Annotated in this window: 13 protein-coding genes and 1 pseudogene; 8 read left to right on the plus strand and 6 right to left on the minus strand. The window is 58.2% G+C overall.

What is annotated here, in order from left to right; translation table 11 throughout:
• Positions 1–81: 81 nt before the first annotated feature.
• From AC1RS8_RS10905 to AC1RS8_RS10915, 3 genes are all read right to left on the minus strand, one after another.
• The gene (locus tag AC1RS8_RS10905) at positions 82–381 is read right to left on the minus strand and encodes a hypothetical protein (protein ID WP_090456009.1); all 300 of its coding nucleotides are present in this window, start codon (positions 379–381) and stop codon (positions 82–84) included.
• Between the two features lie 166 nt (positions 382–547).
• Positions 548–1,762, minus strand: a complete 1,215-nt coding sequence (gene gltS / locus AC1RS8_RS10910; protein ID WP_102672736.1) for a sodium/glutamate symporter — start codon at positions 1,760–1,762, stop codon at positions 548–550.
• Positions 1,763–1,985: 223 nt separating this feature from the next.
• The gene (locus AC1RS8_RS10915) at positions 1,986–2,546 is read right to left on the minus strand and encodes a lipid-binding SYLF domain-containing protein (RefSeq protein WP_150723586.1); all 561 of its coding nucleotides are present in this window, start codon (positions 2,544–2,546) and stop codon (positions 1,986–1,988) included.
• Between the two features lie 940 nt (positions 2,547–3,486).
• On the opposite strand from AC1RS8_RS10915, the gene nirB reads away from it, so the two are divergent.
• The 4 genes from nirB to AC1RS8_RS10935 all read left to right on the plus strand — a co-directional run bounded on the left by nirB (position 3,487) and on the right by AC1RS8_RS10935 (position 8,690).
• On the plus strand, positions 3,487–6,048 hold the full coding sequence (nirB, locus tag AC1RS8_RS10920) for a nitrite reductase large subunit NirB (protein ID WP_489338652.1): 2,562 nt from the start codon (positions 3,487–3,489) through the stop codon (positions 6,046–6,048).
• A complete protein-coding gene (gene nirD, locus AC1RS8_RS10925) occupies positions 6,048–6,434 on the plus strand; it encodes a nitrite reductase small subunit NirD (RefSeq protein ID WP_090456004.1) in 387 nt (128 codons plus the stop codon). Before nirB ends, nirD begins: the two co-directional genes overlap by 1 nt.
• A 101-nt stretch (positions 6,435–6,535) precedes the next feature.
• A complete protein-coding gene (locus AC1RS8_RS10930) occupies positions 6,536–6,976 on the plus strand; it encodes a CBS domain-containing protein (RefSeq protein ID WP_090456003.1) in 441 nt (146 codons plus the stop codon).
• Between the two features lie 94 nt (positions 6,977–7,070).
• Positions 7,071–8,690: a methyl-accepting chemotaxis protein gene (locus tag AC1RS8_RS10935; RefSeq protein ID WP_489338651.1), complete on the plus strand. Its 1,620-nt coding sequence runs from the start codon at positions 7,071–7,073 to the stop codon at positions 8,688–8,690.
• Between the two features lie 66 nt (positions 8,691–8,756).
• Here AC1RS8_RS10935 and AC1RS8_RS10940 read toward each other — a convergent pair whose 3' ends face one another.
• Positions 8,757–12,077: an Ig-like domain-containing protein gene (locus tag AC1RS8_RS10940; protein WP_489340632.1), complete on the minus strand. Its 3,321-nt coding sequence runs from the start codon at positions 12,075–12,077 to the stop codon at positions 8,757–8,759.
• Positions 12,078–12,376: 299 nt separating this feature from the next.
• Between AC1RS8_RS10940 and AC1RS8_RS10945 the strand changes: the two are divergent.
• Both AC1RS8_RS10945 and AC1RS8_RS10950 read left to right on the plus strand, forming a co-directional pair.
• Positions 12,377–12,577: pseudogene (locus AC1RS8_RS10945) on the plus strand (oxidoreductase); the annotation flags it as partial.
• A gap of 17 nt (positions 12,578–12,594) precedes the next feature.
• The gene (locus AC1RS8_RS10950; protein ID WP_489338650.1) at positions 12,595–13,137 is read left to right on the plus strand and encodes a histidine phosphatase family protein; all 543 of its coding nucleotides are present in this window, start codon (positions 12,595–12,597) and stop codon (positions 13,135–13,137) included.
• 93 nt (positions 13,138–13,230) lie between these two features.
• Here AC1RS8_RS10950 and AC1RS8_RS10955 read toward each other — a convergent pair whose 3' ends face one another.
• Positions 13,231–14,016, minus strand: a complete 786-nt coding sequence (locus tag AC1RS8_RS10955) for a transporter (protein ID WP_489340631.1) — start codon at positions 14,014–14,016, stop codon at positions 13,231–13,233.
• A gap of 526 nt (positions 14,017–14,542) precedes the next feature.
• On the opposite strand from AC1RS8_RS10955, the gene AC1RS8_RS10960 reads away from it, so the two are divergent.
• A complete protein-coding gene (locus AC1RS8_RS10960; protein ID WP_057714255.1) occupies positions 14,543–16,201 on the plus strand; it encodes an arylsulfatase in 1,659 nt (552 codons plus the stop codon).
• 629 nt (positions 16,202–16,830) lie between these two features.
• On the plus strand, positions 16,831–17,934 hold the full coding sequence (gbdR, locus tag AC1RS8_RS10965; protein ID WP_489338649.1) for a choline metabolism transcriptional regulator GbdR: 1,104 nt from the start codon (positions 16,831–16,833) through the stop codon (positions 17,932–17,934).
• A 77-nt stretch (positions 17,935–18,011) separates the two neighbouring features.
• On the opposite strand, the gene AC1RS8_RS10970 is transcribed toward gbdR, so the two are convergent.
• A partial coding sequence (locus AC1RS8_RS10970) for a hypothetical protein (RefSeq protein WP_371047206.1) occupies positions 18,012–18,079 on the minus strand: 68 nt, incomplete at its 5' end.

Consider the following 18,079-nt stretch of genomic DNA (forward strand, 5'->3'; position numbering starts at 1 on the left):
GAGCGTGTGAAACGGGAGACCCTGAAGTGGGATCTGTCGCACAGAAATGCAAAAGCGGCGCAGAAATGAAAAACCGCTCTATCAATGCTTACATTCCGCCATCACCACTTTGCAGGTACTTGGCGTGCCGCCGGATCGGCCGGAATAGCGTATGCAATTACTCAGGGATTTCTGGCGAGCCATGTCCAGGGTGTCGCCCCAGGCGAGGCCTCCTTCGCCGACAGTGGGGAGGGCTTTTGCATAGCAGGTCGAGCCGACGCTGGGGGCTGAATATTGAGCCGTACTGGCTTTGCCTGAACAGCCGGCTATCAGCGCCAGATCGACGGCGAGCAGGGATAGCAGGATCCATGACGAGCATTGGCGCACAGTGTGTCCCGTCATCCCGGTTCCCCTGTAGCAAGAGGCGCATTTGAGATCGTACCTGGCCGGATCAGGGCTGGGGCACTCTCTTACTTGAGCCTATCCTTGCGGCATCGATCCTGCTGCTCCTTTCGTCCGCTTTCCCAGGTTCGGTGTGTCCGGCCGTCCGAGAGCCGGGCCGAGGTCGCTACAGACCACTGAACATGCTGATAATCACGGCATTGACCAGGTCAATGAAAAAGCCACACACCAGCGGCACGATCAGGAAGGCCTGGTGCGCCGCGCCGTACTTTTGCGTCACGGTCGACATGTTGACGATGGCCGTTGCCGTGGAACCGAGGGCAATCCCGCCGAACCCGGAAGCGATCACGCTGGCTTCGTAATTGCGCCCCATAAAACGGAAGACCACAAAATACGTATAGGCGACCGTCAGCAGGATTTGCAGGGTCAATGCGCAAAGAATGAACATCAACGCGCCGCTGAGTTGCCATAGCTGAAGCCCCATCAGGGCCATGGTCAAAAACATGCCCAGACAGATATCGGAGATCAGCGACAGGCCCAGACTGGCACCGCTCCAGGTTTTCAGTCGCTGGTCACCGACAAAGGCCAGAACGAGGTGGTGAATGACGATGCCGGCGAACAGGCAGCTGACAAACTTGGGCAGGGTGATGCCGGCATCGACCAGCAACAGGTTGAGTCCATAGCCGAGCATCAGGGTCAGGTTGAGCCACATCCAGGCCCAGAGCACGTCGTAGTAGTCCAGCGCCTTGCTCGGTTGTTGCTCGAGAATGCCGACTTCCAGCTCCGCATCCCTGGACGGCGTCAGTTGATAACGGCGTATCAGCTGGTTGGCGATAGGGCCGCCGATGACGCAAGCAGCAATCAGGCCGACAGTGTTGCTGGCGATGCCCAGTTCGTGGGCGTTGCTGATGCCCAGTTTTTCGACGAAGAGCGGTGCCCAGGCCAGGGTCGTACCCACCCCACCCGTGAGGGAAATGGAGCCCACCATCAAGCCCGCCTTGGGATCAAGCCCAAAAGCCTCGGCCACGCCCATGCCCAGCGAGTTCTGCAGCAGAATGAACACAGCGGCGAGTAACAGCAGGATCAGCAGCGGGCGCCCGCCCTTGAGCAGTTGGCGCATGTCCGACTTCAAGCCGATGCCGGCAAAGAAATAGAGCAGCAGGGTGTCGCGAACTTGCAGATCGAATTCGATCTGGATATTCAGGCCAAAGTAAAGCAAGGACGTAACCGCCGCACAGACGAAGCCGCCGACGACCGACTCGGGGATACAGTATTGACGGAGAAAGGCGTTGTGCTGGACGAGGGTTTTGCCAAGGAAAAGCAGGAGGATGGCAAGGGTAAAACTCACGAGGCCGTGAACCTGGAAGAGCTGTGAAGTCATTTAAGGCCTACCTAAAACTGAAAAGTCATTATCAGGATTCGGTCATTCAATGTTTAGACCTGGATCAATGAACGGTCGAAACAGCCTTGCTCGTCCAGATGGCTTCCCAATCATCAGGTGCGTCTGTGCGCCAGGAGTGAGGACAGCCTAGCCTAAAGGGGAACCCCCATCCGGGTTGGCATAGGCCGCCATCACGCTCCCGATGGCCAGTCAGACGGTGACTTCAGCGCTTGATCAGAGAAATCTTCGTTCCCTCGATACTGACCCCCGCCATTAACCCTTGCTGGTCGAAGATAAACGCGTAGGCGTCGTCTTTGAGCGTCGAGCTGGACAGGTTCTTCGCAACCCCTTCATCCACAAACACAACAGTTGGCCCGACACCGATTTCCCAGCCCTTGGTTTTGGCGACATAGTCCACGGCTTTATCGGTCATCAGGAAAACCACATAGCCGTACGACTGGGCGCCGGCCTGCAGCCCCCATGAACCGCTGACGGAGTTGTAGTAGTTCTCGACTTTCGTGCCCTTCATTAAAACGCCTTCGCCATAACTGCCGCCGAATACAAGTCCCGCCTTGATGATGTTCGGGAAGACCAGCACAGCCTTGGCTTGGTGCGAGATGGTTTCGGAGAATGGATTGGTCTTGTAGAGCGTCTGCAACGCTTGTCGAGCGTCGGCATTCAGATCCTCGGCGGTGGCCGCTGCGGCATTGTTCAGGAAACCGGCCGATGCCAATGTTGCAATCGCGAGGAAGAACGACAGGAAGAACCGCATTGATTGAGTCATTTGCGTACTCCGCTGAGGGAGCAGGGGGATGAGAGCAGCGGCAAGTGCCTGCGTCATGCAGGAACCGAATCCACTGAGGTTATCCGGCGCGCCCTGAAATGTGTGAATTGCAGGCATCGCTCGTGAATGAAGCCGGCCCGGGGGCACTGATCATTTGCGCTGCCATCAGCTGTTATGACCGTTGCGTATCGGCCGGGTTCGCTGTCAGTTCTGCTTCTGGCCGCCAGTTTCACTTTATGAAGCGGTTGAATCCCGGTTGAAATCGATTCATCACGAGCTCAATGCAGGCAGCAAAAGGCCCGCGCAATGGCGGGCCTTCTGTTTGGGGTCAAATCCTTTTGTGCTTCCAATCTGCGCTCCATTCTGTGAGCGTTTCGTGAAAAGCATGTCGTCGTAGCAATGAAAAAGCCCGGCGTCGGCCAAGCTCTCTGTAGATGGGCCAAATCCATTTGGCTGATCCCATTGTGATTGGTGGATGTGACGGCGACATGACAGGGCTGACAGGAAAAGCAGATCGAGGCTTCAGTGCTGACAAGCTGTGGAATCGAACGGTCCATGCACTTTTATAAAGCGCCATGCCTAACAACGTGCACCAGTCGGAAGCGCCGCAAAGCGCTATCGCCTGCGGTAGCTCCAGCGTCGTGACAATCCCCTCAGGCTCAAAAGTCAGTGTTTCCAGATAGTTGAAGTCTCTGTGTCGCTGGCTGGCACAAAGGCTGCAAGGCTGGCTTCAGGTCCACCTGGAACGCATTCGTGTGGACAGCCCCCTCGGTCAACGACGATCGATTGGCCGAACAGGTCGTGGGCAGCATCGGTGGATCAGGCATAGATGCCTGGTTTGAACACCGCAAAAGAACAGGCAAAGACGCCTGGAACCGAAAGGTTTCAGGCGTTTTTTTTTGCTTTTAAAACCGTGATTGGCTCGGGCTGGGTGCTTTCTATGAATTCCAATGTTGCCACGTTGAACAAGATGCAAACGCTGATCGTGATCGGTAATGGCATGGTCGGACATCATTGTGTCGAACAGCTGATCGAGCGGGGAGCGCTTGACCATTACCGGCTGCACGTCTTCAGTGAGGAGCCGATGCGCGCCTATGACCGTGTGCATCTTTCCGAGTACTTCTCCGGTCGTGATGCCGAGTCGCTGGCGCTGTCCGATGCGTCGCTTTACCAGACGCCCGGCGTTACGCTGCATTTGGGTGTGCCGGTATTGGAAATCGACCGCGTCCGTCGCCAGGTGGTCACCTCGCAAGGTTGCGTCTCGTATGACAAATTGGTTCTGGCCACCGGTTCTTATCCGTTCGTTCCGCCAATCGAAGGCGCCGAAGGTGAGTCGCGCCTGGTCTATCGCACCCTGGAAGACCTCGATGCCATTCGGGCTGCGGCGGCCAATGCCCGGCGCGGCGTGGTGGTCGGCGGTGGCTTGCTGGGGCTGGAAGCCGCGAACGCGTTGAAGAGCCTGGGCCTTGAAGCCCACGTGGTGGAATTCGCGCCGCGCTTGATGCCGGTACAGCTGGATGACCTCGGTGGCCAGGCGCTCAAGGCGCAGATCGAACGATTGGGCGTCGGTGTACACCTGTCCCGCGCCACGCAATCGATCAGTGCGGGCGAGCAGTACCGCTATCGCATGAATTTCGCCAATAACGAATTCCTTGAAACCGACCTGATCGTGTTTTCCGCCGGTATCCGCGCTCAAGACGCGCTGGCTCGTCGATGCGCGCTGGAGATCGGTCCGCGCGGTGGCGTGGTGATCGACGACACGTGCCTAAGTTGCGACCCGAACATCTACGCCATCGGTGAATGCGCTTCATGGAACGGCAGCCTGTTCGGCCTGGTCGCACCGGGCTACCAGATGGCGCGTAGCGTCGCGGCCCGTCTGTGCAACGAAGTCGCCGAGCCGTTCACCGGTGCCGACATGTCCACCAAGCTCAAGCTGCTGGGGGTGGATGTCGGCTCCATCGGCGACGCCCACGGCAACACCCCGGGCGCGCGCAGCTATCAATTCATCGACGAAACCAGCGCCAGTTATCGCCGCCTGGTGGTGGATGCGAGTGGCAAACACGTCCTCGGTGCAGTGCTGGTCGGTGACAACAGCTATTACGACACCCTGCTGCAATACATGCAGAACGCCATCGCCTTGCCGTCGGAACCGGCCAGCCTGATTCTGCCGTCCTCCGAAGGCGCGCCGACCCTGGGCCCGGGTGCGCTGCCCGAGTCGGCCACGGTGTGCTCATGTCATAACGTCACCAAGGGCTCCATTTGTTCGGCCATCGACGGCGGCTGTACGGACCTGGGCCAGCTCAAGTCGCAGACCAAGGCTTGCACCGGCTGCGGCGGTTGCGCCGGCCTGCTCAAGCAAGTGTTCGAGCATGAGCTGATTGCCCGCGGCGTCAGTGTCGACAAGAGCCTGTGCGAACACTTCGCCTATACCCGTCAGGAGCTTTATGCGCTGGTACGGGTAGAGGGAGTGATCACCTTCGAAGAACTGTTGGCCAAACATGGCCGTGGCCACACCGGTTGCGACGTCTGCAAACCGGCGGTGGGCTCGATCCTCGCCTCGTGCTGGAACCAGCCGATCATGGACACGTCGCTGGTGCCGTTGCAGGACACCAACGACACCTTCATGGCCAACATGCAGAAAAACGGTACGTACTCGGTGGTGCCGCGTATTCCTGGCGGCGAAATCACCGCCGACAAGCTGATCGCGATTGGCGTGGTGGCGAAGAAATACGACCTCTACACCAAAATCACCGGCGGGCAGCGCATCGATCTGTTCGGCGCTCAGTTGCATCAGTTGCCGGACATCTGGGCCGAGCTGATTGAAGCGGGTTTTGAGACCGGGCACGCCTATGGCAAATCGACCCGGACGGTGAAGTCCTGTGTGGGCAGTACCTGGTGCCGTTATGGCGTACAGGACAGCGTACAAATGGCCCTGACCATCGAAGACCGCTACAAGGGCCTGCGCTCGCCGCACAAGCTCAAGTTCGCCGTCTCCGGATGCACCCGTGAATGCGCCGAGGCGCAGAGCAAGGACGTGGGCGTAATCGCCACCGAGAAAGGCTGGAACCTCTACGTGGCCGGTAACGGCGGCATGCGTCCGCGCCACGCCGAGCTGTTTGCCACCGACCTCGATGACGCGACCCTGATTCGTTACATCGACCGCTTCCTGATGTTCTACATCCGCACCGCCGACAAGTTGCAGCGTACCTCGGTCTGGCGCGAGAGCCTGGAAGGCGGCCTCGACTACCTCAAGGACGTGATCATCAACGACAGCCTCGGGCTGGGTGAGGAGCTCGAGTCGCAGATGCAGCTGGTGGTCAACCGCTACGAGTGCGAATGGGCCAATGCCCTTAAAGACCCGGAAAAGCTCAAGCGCTTCCGCACCTTCGTCAACGATCAACGCCCGGACCCGGACATCCATTTTGTCCAGGAACGCGGTCAGCGCCGGCCGATCATGGCCGCTGAACTCCACCTTATCCCTGTCATTGAGGAGATTGTCTGATGAGCCAGTCCGATACCCAGCGAGCCTATTCCAGTTCCTCCCTGGTCCATCCCGATGCCTGGCAAGCGGTGTGCAGCCAGGATGATCTGGTGAGTAACTCAGGCGTCGTCGTCTGGCTGGACGGTGCACAAGTGGCGCTGTTCTACCTGCCGGCTGCCGAAGGCAAGACCCTCTATGCCATCGATAATCATGACCCGCAATCCGGGGCGAATGTCATCGGTCGCGGGCTGATCGGCAGCATCAAGGGCGATCTGGTGATTGCCTCGCCACTCTACAAACAGCATTTCCGCCTTGAGGACGGCAGTTGTCTGGAGTATCCGCAGCAGCGCCTGCGGGTCTGGCCTGTGCGCCTCAACGGAGGCCAGGTGGAGGTCGCGGTGGCCTGACCAAATGGATTTCGACGCGGTCTGAACGCTCACTCAATTAATGATTCATGCCTGGCTCCGGCGGAGTCGATGATCAATGACAAACAGTATCGGAGGCTAGTATGAAAACAGCCGCACAACTGCTCAAGCTCAAGGCCGTGCAGAACCGACGGGTGCATAGCATCGCGCCAGACCAGACGGTGCTTGAAGCGTTGAAGATGATGGCCGAAAAAAATGTCGGTGCGTTACCTGTCATGGAGGAGGGGCAGGTGGTCGGCGTTATCAGCGAACGCGACTATGCGCGCAAGGTCGTTCTACAGGGGCGCTCTTCGGTCGGTACGCCGGTCCGGGCCATCATGAGCGCGCCCGTGGTGACAGCAGACAGTCAGCAGAGTATTGAGCGTTGCATGGCGGTCATGACCGACAGTCACCTGCGCCATCTACCGGTGGTGGAGGGCGACCAACTGATTGGCCTGTTGTCGATTGGTGATCTGGTTAAAGAAGCCATCGTCGAGCAGGCCGAACTGATCCGGCAACTGGAACACTATATTCGCGGACATTAAAGCGACCGGGGCAGGGTGAATCGAAGGCTTGTGAGTACATGCTGTTTTCAGATGTGCCGGGGGTCGGGCGGGAATTAATCAGGGAGCATATGACATGGCCAGGTTGAGCACGGCACAACGTATCGTCATCGGCTTTGCAATTGCGCCGTTGGTACTGACAGGTTTGGTGTTGTATGCGTTGCACGATCTGGCAACGCTAAAGGAACAGGCCATGCTGATCGTCAAACGGGACTGGCCGAAAATCGATCCGATCATGGTCATTGCCACAGGTGTACGGGACAACGCCAGGAACACCCGGGACTTGCTGATCGACAAGGACAATCAGCAAGTGCAAGAGGCCATCGATGCCACCAAAAAGCGTATCAGCCTGGCGCTGAAAACCCTCGAGCCGCTGTTCGATCTGCCGGAAGGCAAGACCGCCTATGCTGCCCTGAAAAAGAATCGCGAGGCTTACGTCGACGCATTCACCCAGGTGCAGGTGTTGATCCGGCAAGGCGCTTTTGATGCCGCGATGGCGCAGTTGAAACAGCACGTCGTCCCTGCCGAACAGCAGGTTTATAAAAGTCTGGACGCCTTGATGGCGCTGCAAGGGCAGATCTTCGCCGATCGTGAAAGATCGGCGCAGGCCCTGTACGAAGAAGCGTATCTGAACATGTTGGGGCTGCTTGTATTCTGCCTGACCTCGGTCATCGCCGCGGCGGTCATCGTGACGCGCAGTGTCACCCGGCCCTTGGGTGGCGAGCCCGATGATGCCGCGCGGGTCTTGAGTCAAATCGCGCAGGGCGACCTGACGATTCAAGTGCCAGTGAATGCAAATGCCGACGGTAGCGTGATGATGAACATGCACCGGATGCAGCAAAGCTTGAACGCGATGGTCAAGCACATCGCCGTGTCGGTCGATCAGGTGGCCAGTTCGTCCGAAGAGCTGAGCACGGTCAGCAGTCAGACCAGCAGCAGTTTGCAACTTCAGGGCCTGGAGATCGAACAGGCTGCGGCGGCGGTCAATCAGATGACGGCGGCCGTCGACGAGGTCGCACGCAATGCCGTCAGCACCAGCGAGGCGTCCCGGGTTTCCGAGCAGACCGCACAACGCGGCCGCGAGCAAGTTCAGGAAACGGTGGCCTCGATAGGTGCGCTGGCGGACGGCATGATGGATACCTCCGAACGTGTTCAGCAATTGGCCGGACGTGTGCAAGACATTAGTGCGGTGCTGGACGTGATTCGCAGCATTGCCGAGCAAACCAATTTGCTGGCCCTCAATGCAGCGATTGAAGCGGCTCGTGCCGGTGATGCCGGGCGTGGTTTTGCGGTAGTCGCCGATGAGGTGCGGGCGCTGGCTCATCGCACTCATGTGTCGACCCAGGAAATCGAGCAGATGATTGGCAATATTCGGCTCGATACCGGGCATGCGGTGACCGCAATGCAAAGCAGCGGTCACCTGGTGCAGACGACCCTGGAAGTCGCGCAACGCTCCGGCGAGGCACTGGAGGAGATCACCCGGTCGATCTCGCAGATCAATGAACGCAACCTGCTGATCGCCAGTGCCACGGAGGAGCAGGCCCTGGTGGCGCGTGAGGTGGACCGCAACCTGGTGGGCATTCGTGACTTGTCCGAGCAGATCGTATTGGGTGCCCGACATACCCACGCAGCCGGTCAGGAGCTGGCGCAGATGGCTGGAGCGCTGCACCAGACGGTGGCGCGCTTTAAAACCTAGGCAGATTCGTTTTGCTTGTAGCAAGAGGGCCTCAAGGAGACCCTCATCGCCAATGCCTGGTTGTACTCAGTTCGCCTTTATCGGCACCGTCACGGTTTTGCCGAAGGCCGATTTGATGGTCGCCGTCGGGCTAGGCGACGGGCCACTGCCGGCGGTGGTCACTGCTATGTTCCAGCGCGCGCCTGTGGCCGTAGGCGTCAGGACGGCGGCGCCAAGGTTCACCGTACCGGTTGTGGTCGTGGCCGTTGCCGTGATGGTATTGCCCGTGCCACGGGAGGTGGTGCCGGACAGGACCCAATACCAGCGGCTGTTGCTGCGGGCGGTGACGGTCGCGCTGGTGACGATCAGGTTCTCGTTGATCGCTGCCGAGACCGCCACGGACACCATCGCCGGTTCCGACTCCGCGTTCCTGGCATCGCTGGCGCTATAGGAAAAGGTCGCGGTGAACGGCGCGGGGACCGTGGCCGGTGGTGTGTAGGTCACACGCAGGCCATCGGTGCTGACCACGCCCTTGCCGGAGTCCGGTTGCTCCAGACCTACCACTTTAAGTGGCACGTTACCGTCAGGGTCGGTGTCGTTGGCCAGCACGTTGATGATCACCGGTTGGCCGGTGTTACTGATGGCGCTGTCGGGGTTGGCAATCGGTTTTTGGTTATCGCCGTCCTCTTCACGTCTATCGCCAGTGCGGAAGGTCGGCAGCGCGGCGGAATTGACGTAGGTGACGCCGTCCCAGCCGGGCAGGGGGGTTGGCATCAACTGGAACTGGCCGGGGTGCTCGACATCCCAGCGCAGCAGCATGGAGGTGTCCTCGTGCTGAGTGTTGTGGCAATGCTCCAGGTAGGTCCCGGCGAACTCGCGGAAGCGGATCGCAATGTCCACGTCCTGCGAGCTGTCGATGCCTTCGCCGATGTTATAGACGTCTTTGCGTGCCCATTTTTCCCATTCCGGCGGCGCCTTGCCGTCACGGTTGAGGACGATGCCTTCTTCGAAGTGCACGTGCACCGGGTGGCTCCAGCCGTTGCCGCCGTTCCTGATTTTCCACACTTCCAGGGTACCGTCGCCGGAGAAGCCGGCAGGGGTCGGGCCGGTGGCCAGTTGCGGAGCGGCGCTGATGATCCGAGGGTCCATCTGGAAGCCGAAACCGCCGTCGGTCTTGATCGTCCAGGGTTCTTCGTCGGTACCGTCGGAGCGGCCGAAGGTGAACTCGCGATGCCGCGCGGCGTTGAGCTTGGCCTGCACCGCCGGGTCGTCACGGTTGAGGGTCAGCGCGATCATGCTTTTACCCACCGGCTTGCCCGGCTTGGCGGGTTCGAAGTCGGCGGGGTTCATGCTCACGTCCTGGCCGGCATAAGGCTGGACCACCATCTGCATGAACTTGCCCACCACCGGATCGCCGGCGTCCCACTCCAGCCCTTTGCTGCCCAGCTTGAGCACCGCCTTGTACCTGCCGGACAGGACATCGGCCAGACTCAGCGGTAATGCCTCCGGCCCCTTGCCGTCGTGGTGCTCCATCAGGTTGACGAAGTACAGCTTGTCGCCGGTCCTGATCCCGTGTTTCGAGAAATTGATGATGATGTCGAAACGTTCGGCGATGCCCATGCTGGGCAGGATGGCGTTGTGGTCCTGCAGGTCGCCGTCAGCGTCCAGGTCCATGCTGCCGTCGAACGGCACGGCGTGTTCCATTATGTTGCCGTCGTTGGCGATCAAGTGGAACGGCACGCGGGTGTAAGACAGGCCGGAACCTGTCGGGCCGGGGAACTCGCCACCGGTGCCGACGATTTCACGCACCAGCGCGATCCTGAAGAAACGTGACACCGAGCCATTGAGGATGCGGAAGCGATAGCTGCGCGCGCGCACATTCAGGCGCGGCTGGTACTGCCAGTTGACGAGGATCTGGTCGCCGAGAAAACCATCGGTGTTGAACGGGTTGAACCACAGCTGGCCATTGGTATCCCAGGCCTTGTCGGCCACGGTCAGGTTCACATCGTAGTCGCGGTTGCCCCAGGGCAATGCCGAACCGCTGGGCAGGCGCAGGTTGACGCCGTCTACAAACGCTTCGTTACCGCGATCCAGGGCGCTGTAGTAGTTCATCATCGTCGCGTTGCCCTTGTAGACGTTCTGCGCGGTGAAATCGAGCATGTGGTCATGGAACCAGTGGGTGCTCATGGTTTCGCGCCAGTCGCCACGGATCTTGATGCTGCCGTTGTCGCAGGTCTTGAAGCCCGGCGTGGCATCGTTGACGAACAGGGTTTCACCCGGCGCGCAGGGGAACGCCGCGCGCGGATCCTGAGCGCTGGTGTTGATGGAGTCGTAACCGGCCAACTGGATCGGCCAGCGATAGTCGTAGTACTGCCCCGGAAAGAAAAACGCATTGGCAAAGCCGTCGCTTTCGGCCGGGGAGTGGCCGTTGTGTTCGTGGGTGCTGAGGGTGTGCAGGCCGAACCCCATGTTGGCCGACGGATCGATCGGCAGGGCGTTGTAGTGGCGCATCAGCACGGGTTGGCCGTACCGCACCATCAGCAGTTTTGGCGGAAAGGTGCCGTCGAAGGTCCAGAGCGCCTTGTGGTTCTGAATCGGCATGTTGGGGTGAAAGCGGGTGTCGATGCCTTTGGTGGTGCCCGTTATGATCGGGTTGTCCGAGGTCTGGTTGTAGAGCCCGCCCGGCCCGAACTCACCGACGGCGTAGTTGTGCAACTGGCGGCGGTCGCGCATGCCGCCGTTGAGCTTGGCGCCGGCTTGAGCGGTCTTGAAGGCGACCTGTGGGTAGAACTCGTTCCAGCGCTGGTGCGACCAGCCTTTTCCTGGCGGACGACCTTCGGCCGGCGAGCCCACCGGATGGCGGTTGAGGAAGGCTTCGATCTGCGCTTTCCACGGGTTGCGGTCCAGCACGTTGGAAAACTGCGACGGAAACGGGTACAGCCCCGGCTGGCGCATGAAGGCTTCCAGCGCGGCGGCCGAAGGGCCGCTGCGGGCGATGTTGTTCGGGTCCTGCGTGGGCGCCGGGCCGACGATCGGAACCGGGAAGGTCAGGGGCGGTGCCGGCAGTGTCGGGTCGAGTTTTTCCGTGCCGAATTCTTCGAACAGCAGCAGTTGCTGAGTGTACGGCTGGGCCCCGAACAACGGGCTGGGCTTGCCGTTGGTGGGGATTTTGAAGGAAGTTTGCAAGTTTGGCGGCAGCACGTTGTCGACCGTTGGCGTGGTGCGGGTGCCGAACACACCGTTGGGCAGGGCGTAGGCGCCCGTGTTGGCGGGTGGCATGGCCTCTATGGCATCCAGCGCAGCCTTGGGGTCGGCCGGCGGATTGGTAAACGCCGAGGGGTCCGTCGGTGGTGGCGGGCCGAAATCATCCAGCGGCGCGGCTTCTGCCGTGGCCAAGGTAAGGAACATCGCACAATGCAGGCTTGATTTGCGCAGCAAGCCGAAGGAGTCGCAAGATGGAGTTGTGCATTTCATTTTTCACCCCACGCGTGATGTCCCGTCGTCTCCAAATCCGGGGCGACAGCTGTTATGGGTACCAGGGGGTGTGCAACTAATGAGCCATTACTGTAGGGCGAAGAAAAAATTCAACCTAATTAACAATCTGTTTCTAAAGTGTTTTAAGCCAGAGAAGGGGGAGTGGGGAATATTCCTCAAGTTTGGTGGTAAACGCCTGTTTGGGTGGGTGTAATGCCCCATTTATGGCGATAGTCGCGGAGAAGGACCGCACCTTCTTCCACCACAGCAAAACTGAACAAGAGCTTGGCCTGAGATTCCGGGCGCTAGAGCTGACAATCACCGACACGGTGGCGTGGTACCGCGATCCCGATTGGTTCGACAGTCAAACCTTAAGTTCCCGGAACTGCACTTCTTCCACCGCACACCTGAACAAGGACGTAAACATACTGTGAGTAGGGAAATAATCCTGATGCGTCACGGCCAGCCAAAGCTGGTCGCAACCGACAAAATGTCAGCGCTCGATATGAACGACTGGATCGAGCAATACAACCAGTCCGAAATTACCAACCAACCCGTCCCGGATGCCAGCATGCAGCTCGCCGCAACCGCCACGGTGATTGTCTCAAGCAGCGCGCCTCGTGCGCTGACCTCCGTCCAGGCTCTTGGCCTGAAGCCCGCCCTTGTCGACGCGCTTTTCTGTGAAGCGCAACTGCCTTACGGTCACTGGAAACTGCCACGGCTATCGCCGTTTACATGGGCATTTATCCTTCGAGTCTTATGGTTATGCGGCTACTCACGCAGAGTCGAATCCGCCGGCACTGCGAGGATGCGCGCCAGCACGGCAGCTCGACGACTTCAGTCCCTTGCCAGCGAAGGACCGGTTCTGCTGCTCGGTCATGGCTTTATGAATCGAATGATCGCCAAACAACTGGTGGCAGATGGATGGGTTCGCCAAAAACGTAACGGCAGCCAGTATTGGAGTGCGACGGTGTATCAATATGGCGGTGTTTAAAAGGTGCCTGGACAGATACCTGTTGCTGCAGGTGGCGACAGGCAGAAACCGGCCAGAAGCAGACGCTTAACATGCTCCATTGAGCTTTGGCACTCACTTGGGAAACAACAGTGTAAACGCCACCCGGAATCCCCAACCCTCGGCACCATCTTTCGGACTGTCTGCCCAATAGCGTGGTCCTGCTTGCAGGGTCATGGGTTGATGCCCCACTTTGAACAACTGGGTGACGAACAGGTTGATTGGCACTGACCATTCGCGGGTCTGCCAGTCATAGGTGGATTCGGTGTTGATGCCGAAGGTGGTGTAGGTGTGAGTGGTGTAGCTGAAGAAAGGTTGCAGGAAAGTCGCGTTGACCTTGTCCTTGTCATCGGGCGGGCTGTTTTCCAGCGACCAGATGTGATTGGCCAGAATGCCGCGGGTCCAACCATTGCTCTGTTTGAGGGCCACCACTGTGGGCCCCAACCCCCATTGCTCACTGCTCAAAAGCTCATCGCTGCCGGTCGGAACCAGAATGGCCGGTCCTGCCCCCCAAATCCAGCCACTGGAAGTCGGCTGCTTGGGTGAAAAAAAGAAGCTCTGGGTCACATCTCCCATACCGGATTTGTCCGCCTGCCCGCTAGGTACCAGACCATGCTGATCAACGATCGGCAGGATGGTCCGGGAGATCAGGTTCCACTCGTCATTAATACTGAATGGCAGCACTGGCTGGATGTTGGTGACACTTTGGTAGCCCTCACCGCTCGGGCCGAGTTTTTGGTTCCAGTTGTACTGAATAGGTACGCTGTAGAGTGCGGCGACGGGATTCAGCGTTTGCTTGGCCAGCTCGGCCTGACTATCGGCAGCGAGGCTAATTTCGGGCCATGCCACCGCAAAGGTAATGAAAGGAACAAGTCGAACGCCATTGTTCACTACCAACTCCTTTCTCGAAATTGAGAGCTTGGGTTGTTGTGTCGCGGTTACAAGGCTGAGGATGACCCTGCCGCCAATGAGCTTAGATCAGGTATCTGAACTATGTTCGACGGGGAAAAATACTGTCTCCGGCCAGTCGGATTAACTCGTATCAACTAATGTTCCCTTGAGCCATCGATCAGTCGTCCCCCTCTACAACGGGGCGAAACATTCTCCATTGAAAGGAGTGTCCCTAAACTTTATTAGACCGAAACAGAAGAAGGTTTCTTCAGAAAACTTCTATTGATACAGCCAGAGCACTCACCACGTACATCTGAAAAAAACCGCACTAAACTCTATCCTGCGCCTTAACCTGTGCATGGTCATGTAGCAAGGGGGAAATGATTCTGTACTCAATACCTAGGCTAATTACTCGGTGGTCAACGCACCAAGTGTCAATGTAGTTGTGCACTCATCACCAGGTTGCCAACACAATGAAACAACGAGGATTGCTGGTATGGACAAGCTATCGGATCGTTTCAAGCTGTCTGTCGTGTTTGCTGCACTATTGTCATTGAACGGGCTTGCTCACGCCGCTCAAACGGAAAAAACCAATATCCTGTTTATCGTCTCCGACGACACCGGCTATGGCGACTTGGGTCCCTACGGCGGTGGGGTTGGTCGCGGCATGCCTACGCCCAGTATTGATGAGCTGGCGGCAGAAGGTGTTACTTTTTACTCTTTTTATGCGCAACCAAGCTGCACGCCTGGTCGGGCGGCCATGCAAACCGGGCGCATCCCCAATCGTAGCGGCATGACCACCGTGGCCTTCCAGGGCCAGGGCGGTGGCTTGCCCGCCGCCGAATGGACGCTGGCATCGGTGCTGAAAACCGGTGGCTACGACACTTATTTCACTGGCAAATGGCATTTGGGTGAAGCCGACTATGCCCTTCCCAATGCTCAAGGTTATGACGTGATGAAATACGTCGGCCTGTATCACCTCAATGCCTACACCTACGCAGACCCGACTTGGTTCCCCGACATGGATCCGGAAACCCGTGCGATGTTTGAAAAGGTCACCAAAGGCGCGTTGTCCGGCAAGGCAGGTGAAAAGCCGGTCGAAGAGTTCAAGGTCAATGGTCAGTACGTGGACACACCTGTGGTGGACGGCAAACCTGGCGTGGTCGGCATACCGTTCTTTGACAACTATGTCGAAAAAGCTGCGTTGGAGTTTCTAGACACCGCGGCCAAATCGGACAAGCCGTTTTTCATCAACGTCAACTTCATGAAAGTGCACCAGCCGAACATGCCAGCACCGGAGTTCATTCATAAGTCCATGTCCAAGTCCAAGTACGCCGACTCTGTCGTCGAACTCGATACTCACATCGGCCGCATCATGGACAAGCTCAAGGCACTCGGCCTGGATAAAAACACGCTGGTGGTTTACACCACTGACAACGGGGCCTGGCAGGATGTTTATCCGGATGCCGGCTACACCCCATTTCGCGGGACCAAGGGTACAGTGCGTGAGGGGGGTAATCGGGTACCAGCCATTGCCGTCTGGCCAGACAAGATCAAGCCGGACACGAAAAACCACGAGATTCTCGGTGGCCTGGATTTGATGGCGACGTTCGCCTCTGTGGCTGGCGTGAAGTTGCCCGAGAAAGATCGCGAGGGTCAGCCAATCCTCTTCGACAGCTATGATATGACGCCAGTACTCACTGGCAACGGCCCTTCACCGCGCAAGGAGTGGTTCTATTTCACTGAGAACGAATTGTCCCCGGGTGCGGCCCGTGTCGGAAACTATAAGGCCGTATTCAACCTGCGCGGCGATGATGGCGCGGCAACCGGTGGTCTGGCCGTGGACACTAATCTAGGATGGAAAGGCGCAATAAAATACGTGGCCACCGTGCCGCAAGTCTTTGATTTGTGGCAAGACCCGCAAGAGCGCTATGACCTCTTCATGAACAACTTTACTGAGCGTACCTGGACTATGGTGCCGATCTCGGCGGCGATCATGAAGCTAATGAAAACCTACGTCGATTACCCGCCACGTAAATTGCAAAGCATGGGTTATGACGGGCCGATCGAGCTGTCGCAGTACCAGAAATTCCAAACCGTGCGTGATGCCCTGAAAAAAGAAGGCATCAACTTGTCGATGCCAAACGGCAACTGATTAAATCAGCTGAAAAATGGCGGCCTCATCAGAGGTCGCCATTTGACGTTAGTGAGTAGTCGTGAGTTCCTAACGGAAATCGACGCAAAATCAGTGGTCTTCGAAATCGACGATGATGCGCTAATCCACTTGCTTACCCGGCAATCGGGCAGGTAAGGCTTGCCGGCTTATCTGCACGGCTGAACGGTCATCCTGATGGCCGAACTTCAACCACTTTTGAAAGGCAGCTATGGGTTGTGGATTCAACCGGTCGCAGATCACTTTTATAGCGCATGACGCTTGTGCCAGCCCAAAATCGGGCATTGGTCATTATTGTTTTCAAAAACCGACATGTGAGTGTCGGTGACAAATAAGTCGTCGTTTATAGGCATCTCTCGCGTATGTGCTACGAATGTGCACAAGGTTGATAAGCGCGGGCTCAAAATCAAGCGTTTTCCTTATGGCTCCCGCCCTGCAAACCCTCAGCGTAGAGACATTGGGTGATGTCGTTTTTGGATCCGTTCAACCATAGGTAATTGGGTATGACCTTTGCAGGTTGAATAGGAACAAACCCACCCACTTTTGGATGGGGGTATAAAAAGAGCCTTTGCCTGAGGCCAATCACCCGCTTTGTGTGAGGAGATACCGCGATGACGACGTTCAACTCCGGGGCCCAACCCCAGAACCGTGCGCCTCAATCCATCGGCTTTCTGTTGCTGGACAATTTCACGCTGATTTCTCTGGCGTCCGCTGTAGAACCGCTGCGGATGGCCAACCAGTTATCCGGTCGCGAGCTGTATCGCTGGACCACCCTCACCGTCGATGGCGGCCAGGTCTGGGCCAGTGATGGCCTGCAAATCACCCCTGACGCCTCCATGCACAAAGCCCCGCCGATGGACACGATCATCGTTTGCGGTGGCATCGGCATTCAGCGCACCGTTACCCGTGAACACGTATCCTGGCTGCAAAGCCAGGCCCGCAAGGCTTGCCGACTCGGTGCGGTCTGCACCGGCAGTTGGGCCTTGGCTTGCGCCGGACTGCTCGATGGTTTCGATTGCAGTGTGCACTGGGAGTGCCTGGCGGCGATGCAGGAAGCTTTCCCGCGGATAGTAATGAGTACCCGTTTGTTCACCCTTGACCGTAATCGCTTCACCAGCTCCGGCGGTACCGCGCCGCTGGACATGATGCTGCACCTGATCAGCCGTGATCACGGGCGTGAACTGTCGGCGGCCATTTCGGAAATGTTTGTCTACGAGCGCATCCGCAACGAACAGGATCACCAGCGCGTGCCGCTCAAGCACATGCTCGGTACCAATCAACCGAAGCTGCAGGAAATCGTCGCGTTGATGGAAGCCAACCTCGAAGAACCGATCGACCTGGACGAACTGGCGGTGTATGTCGACGTGTCCCGTCGCCAGCTGGAGCGGCTGTTCCAGAAGTACCTGCACTGCTCGCCGTCGCGTTACTACCTGAAACTGCGCCTGGTCCGCGCGCGCCAGTTGCTCAAGCAAACGCCGATGTCGATCATCGAAGTGGCGTCGATCTGTGGCTTTGTGTCCACGCCGCACTTCTCCAAGTGCTACCGCGAGTACTTCGGCATTCCGCCACGTGACGAGCGCGTCGGCTCCAATACCACGCAGCAGGTGGCGATGATGCCGCTGCCGCAAGCATTGGTGCTGTCGCCGTTGGCCGGTTCGATGTCAGCGTTGAGCCAGGCACGTAACGAGTCAACCTTTGCCAGCGTTCGTCTATAAATCTTCACCCCTATCCTGCGAAAGCATAACGTTCGCAGGATAGGGGAGGACGCGTCATTTCAGTGTTGCGCAGAGGGTTACTCGACGGCTTTAACCATGTCTTCGATGACCTTTTTAGCGTCGCCGAACACCATCATGGTCTTGT

It is taken from the genome of Pseudomonas sp. GW821-FHT12A04 (assembly GCF_058807755.1).

Coding starts and splice junctions, on each gene's coding strand:
- AC1RS8_RS10905 (WP_090456009.1), bottom strand. CDS start 381: ATGACGGGACACACTGTGCGCCAATGCTCGTCATGGATCCTGCTATCC.
- gltS (WP_102672736.1), bottom strand. CDS start 1,762: ATGACTTCACAGCTCTTCCAGGTTCACGGCCTCGTGAGTTTTACCCTT.
- AC1RS8_RS10915 (WP_150723586.1), bottom strand. CDS start 2,546: ATGACTCAATCAATGCGGTTCTTCCTGTCGTTCTTCCTCGCGATTGCA.
- nirB (WP_489338652.1), top strand. CDS start 3,487: ATGAATTCCAATGTTGCCACGTTGAACAAGATGCAAACGCTGATCGTG.
- nirD (WP_090456004.1), top strand. CDS start 6,048: ATGAGCCAGTCCGATACCCAGCGAGCCTATTCCAGTTCCTCCCTGGTC.
- AC1RS8_RS10930 (WP_090456003.1), top strand. CDS start 6,536: ATGAAAACAGCCGCACAACTGCTCAAGCTCAAGGCCGTGCAGAACCGA.
- AC1RS8_RS10935 (WP_489338651.1), top strand. CDS start 7,071: ATGGCCAGGTTGAGCACGGCACAACGTATCGTCATCGGCTTTGCAATT.
- AC1RS8_RS10940 (WP_489340632.1), bottom strand. CDS start 12,077: ATGTTCCTTACCTTGGCCACGGCAGAAGCCGCGCCGCTGGATGATTTC.
- AC1RS8_RS10950 (WP_489338650.1), top strand. CDS start 12,595: ATGCGTCACGGCCAGCCAAAGCTGGTCGCAACCGACAAAATGTCAGCG.
- AC1RS8_RS10960 (WP_057714255.1), top strand. CDS start 14,543: ATGGACAAGCTATCGGATCGTTTCAAGCTGTCTGTCGTGTTTGCTGCA.
- gbdR (WP_489338649.1), top strand. CDS start 16,831: ATGACGACGTTCAACTCCGGGGCCCAACCCCAGAACCGTGCGCCTCAA.